General features: G+C 45.8%; 2 protein-coding genes. Both read left to right on the plus strand.

Annotated elements, in window-relative coordinates:
• The coding region (locus J4G07_22030) for a UvrD-helicase domain-containing protein (protein ID MCE2416664.1) at positions 1-3,520 on the plus strand (3,520 nt) is incomplete at its 5' end.
• Positions 3,517-4,221 carry a hypothetical protein gene (locus J4G07_22035; protein MCE2416665.1) on the plus strand — a complete coding sequence of 235 codons (705 nt, stop codon included), beginning with the start codon at positions 3,517-3,519 and terminating at the stop codon, positions 4,219-4,221. The genes J4G07_22030 and J4G07_22035, both read left to right, overlap by 4 nt.
• Positions 4,222-4,553 lie beyond the last annotated feature (332 nt).

Consider the following 4,553-nt stretch of genomic DNA (forward strand, 5'->3'; position numbering starts at 1 on the left):
AAAAATGCGACTAACACCGAGTCAACAACAAGCCCTTAACACAGACAAACACATCTGCGTAACCGCCGGTGCCGGATCCGGGAAAACGACGGTATTGGTCGAGCGGTATCTCAAAATTTTGCGTGAAGGTAACGCCGATCCGCAAGAGATTGTCGCCATCACTTTCACTGACAAAGCCGCCGCCGAGATGAAGGAGCGAATTATTGAAGAACTATCACTTCAAGAAGAACGTGATGGTTCAGAACAAGAGAATTCGCTACAAGGTTTCCGCGAAAAAATGAGCACGGCACACATCTCAACGATCCACGCATTCTGCTCACGTATCCTGCGAGAATTCCCATTCCAAGCGGGGGTCCCAGCCAACTTCAGTATCCTACAAGGCATTGATCAGAAACTCTTACTACAAGAAACCTTGAAAGAGACCCTCAAGGACATCGCTACAAACGAAGAAGATAAACATCGCGACGAACTTACACGCTTGCTACAACGCTACGGGGGACAGCAGAAACTGGTGGATCTCCTCTCCACTATGATAAATCAACGTGATACTCTCGAACACCTCATGCAGGAAATTTATAAGAATCCAAACGATAGAGAGATACGTGGGGTCCTACAAGAGCGGGTTCACGAAAGAAAACAGCAGATCCGCGAAAGACTCATTTCAACAATTGACATCCCTGAATTCATCCGATGCTTAAATACTGTTTTACAGGTCGCGAGTGGCAAAAATGCAGAGGCAGTCAAAGACTTAACACAAGAGTTAAAAACATTACATGGACAACACTTAGACCTGACTGGCGCGTTGAACTTACTTACAGATACTGCATATCTAATCACAACCGCTCGCAATGACATTGCAAAAAGAGATTTTTTGGGGAACCGTGTTACAACAACAGGTATTGAGGCTGAAACCAATTTTCTTGCATCGACTGCGAAAAAAATCAAAGCCGCACCTCCCATCGAAAACAACAAAAACACAGCAGATGAAAACGAAACCGACGATGACTTCCTACTTAGCACTATCCACGACCTACTCACACTATACATCCAAATTTCAAGGGCGTACAGAACTGCTAAACTCTCTCAAGGTAAACTCGATTTCGCTGACCTGCAGCTGAAAACCCGAGACCTCCTTCGCAATAACAAAGAAATTCGACAAAAACTGGTATCCCGACACAAGTACTACATGGTAGACGAATACCAAGATACCAATGAACTACAGTACGAACTGGTGATGCTCCTCACAAACGAACTCAAAGCAGCGAATCTCTTTATCGTCGGTGATCCAAAACAGAGCATTTACGCATTCCGTGGCGCAGATGTCCGCGTATTTACAAAGACAAAGGAAAAAATCACCGATAATGGAGGAGATGATATCCGTCTCACAGAGAATTTTCGATCCTTGCGTGATACCGTCGGTTTCGTTAATTACTTTTTCAATGACTTGATGGGGGATGGAAAAGAGACGGAATTTGAAGTGGCGTATGAAGCCCTTACACAAGCGCGACCCATCAAATCAAATGGGACAGTCGAAATTCTGCTTGGAAAACAGGGCGATGATTTAGCAGATGAATACTCGCTCATCGCACACCACATCAAAAGCATGAAGGCAAACGCAGAAACCATCTATAAGCGCGGTAAGGATGGACAGGAAGCGGAATATCCGATTGCGTATGGTGACATTGCGATCCTCATTCAGACCCGAACACATCTCCCCAACATTGAAAATGCCTTACTTGAAGCGGACATCCCTTATCTCACCACTGGTGGTGTCGGTTTTTACCAACGACAGGAAATCTACGACCTCTGGAATTATCTCAACTTCCTTAACAATCCAACAGAAAACCAAACATCCCTTGCTGCCGTCCTCCGGGGTCCCGCTTTCGGTATCTCCGACACCGAACTCTACGAAATTTCACTCCGAAAAGAAAAAAAATTCTGGGATCAAGTGCAGAACTACCAAGATCCGTCTCATCATCTCCGCACGGCGATATCCACTTTAAAAAGGCATCTGCCATTCGCGCGCCGAATGCCTGTAAACCAACTCATTGTAACCATCGTTAATGAAACAGGAATGATTGGGACACTGAAAACCGGGAAGCAGGGACAACAACGCTGGGTAAACTATCAAAAACTCTTAGAACACGCCAGAAACTTTGACGGCGATGAAGCCAAGCAAATTCTCCCAGGCTTTATCGAATTTTTGGATATTCTCATTGAGGAAGAGCGACGGGAGGGACAGGCACCAATTGAGGCAAATAGTGGCGCAGTGCAAATTATGACGATCCATGCCTCCAAAGGAAAGCAGTTTCCAGTCGTCATCCTCCCAAGGCTTGATCGGAAAGGGCAAACAGACAGAGAGCCTTTTATTGATGAAGTGTTCGGTATCGGTTTTAGTCCTCTTAATCCCGATAAAGATTACAGCAAAACTGAACCAAACATTGTTACACATATGAAAAACCGAGCAAACGAGAAAGAAATCGCCGAAAAGAAACGATTGTTTTATGTCGGCACAACACGTGCTTGCGATCGGCTCATCTTATCAGGCACACTCCCCGCAATAAATGTGCTCGGTTGGCTCTACGAATACCTCAATATTGATGAAGAGGATCGCTTACTGGAACTGCCCGTCTCCTTGGAAGTGTTCACAGGAAACAGCAAAAATTTTGAATCCTTCCAACTCCAAATCCCGATCCATCAGTCCCTCACAGAGACTGCATCCGCAGATGAAATTTCCGACGAAGCAATACCTGTTGATTTCCCTGAGCTTCCACGAAAACTCGAACCAACCGGTACTTCCGCAGCTTTCTCTGTTCCTGAACTCGCGAATTATGCGCGGTGTCCGCTACGGTATCAGTTACAAGACGTTCTACAAATCCCAACGAACGGGCACGAAACACCGGATTCGGATGAAGACGAGAGGGATGCAGCACTCCGCTACATACTCTCACGAATCAGACGGCAATCAGACATAGAAAACCTTGACACCACAATTGACCAAGCACTTGAGAATTATCCTGAAATAACGACGCAATCAAAAGCGACACTTCGTAAACACGCCCATAATTTCATCAACTCCGAACTCGGTGAAACGGCATTCTCTGCATCCACAGTTCAGGTTAATCAAAATATTCACGCAGACATCAATGGACATATCCTTGATGGTAGATTCGATAGACTCTTTAAAGATGAAATAGGAAACTATCAGGTAATCAATTATAAGACTGACGGGATACAGAGTTTCGAGGCATCCCGCCCAGAAATGGAACTTTACAGCCTACTCATACATAAGCTACATCCAAATCAATTGACCGTGACAATTCATCTCTTCTTTACCGAACACGGTCGATGGGAACAGATGCACTTCAGCACAGCACAATTGCAGGAAACTCAGGAACAGTGGCAGGAAAAAATTTTGGCACTGCAGCGCGGGGTCTATGAGAAAAATCTCGAACACTGCTGTTCCTGCCCTTATGCGGATTCAGATGGACAATGTATAATCACGGAGGAGAAAAAATGAAAAAATTAACACCTATACTCGCAATCATTACAATCATCTGTTTTTCAGTCCAGGCATGGCACCCCGCCTTTGCGGGGACCTGGCGCGACGACTTTGAAGACAAAGACACTCGTGAATGGAAAATCTTTAACATCGACCGACAGGTTGAGAAATGGTGGGTTAGCAACGGCGAAGCCGTCGGCGAAATCTTCCTGCCCGGTTTCATGAGTCTCTGGATCACAGGTGAACTCACATGGAAGAACTATTCCCTTTCCTGTCGCGCAAAATTAGTGGAAGATAAGAACGAACCACCAAGTATCGGGCTGACACTTCATGACAGAGGTGAGGAAGATACCCGTTACCTCTTTTTTATAGACTATGTTTTCGGCACTGCTCGAATTGTCAAAGCACTTCGAGATAGCTGGTTTCCCGTCATCTTTCCATTTGATGCCGAAATCGATACGTGGTATGAACTCACTGCCACTGTTCATGAAGACGGCACACTCGAATTTCAAGTCGACGACGAGGTCTTCACCGTTATTGACGATGACCCCTTAAAAGGTGGACAAGCCGGGCTGGTTGTCGCAGACGGGCAAGCTCACTTTGATGACGTCGAAATCACAGGTCCGAATATCAACAACGGTGGTCCAGGGAAAGCGCGTCCTGTCGAGCCGCAAACTAAACTCGCAACCACATGGGGACAACTCAAAAAAGGTTTTTAATTATACCTTGCGGATAAATGGCGCGGTTCGTGATTTGACGGTTTCCGTGTTCGAGCCGCCCTCCATTTCATTACGGGCTTGCGGTTCGATTCTAAAAAGAATATCCAGAATACTCAAAAACCTGCCTGTAATGGAATGGAAGGCAGTCCAAGAACTCAATAAATTAAAAAAATGGAAAAGAACACAATAGGGATCGGCATTATCGGCATGGGATGGATGGGTATGACGCACGCCCGCGCATACCAACAAATCTGCGACCGGTTCCATGACAGTCCTCTTCAGCCTAAGCTCATCATTTGTGCAGATGATGTTGTCGAACGCACAACCGAGGC

The sequence above is a fragment of the Candidatus Poribacteria bacterium genome (genome assembly GCA_021295715.1).
Lineage (GTDB): Bacteria > Poribacteria > WGA-4E > WGA-4E > WGA-3G > WGA-3G.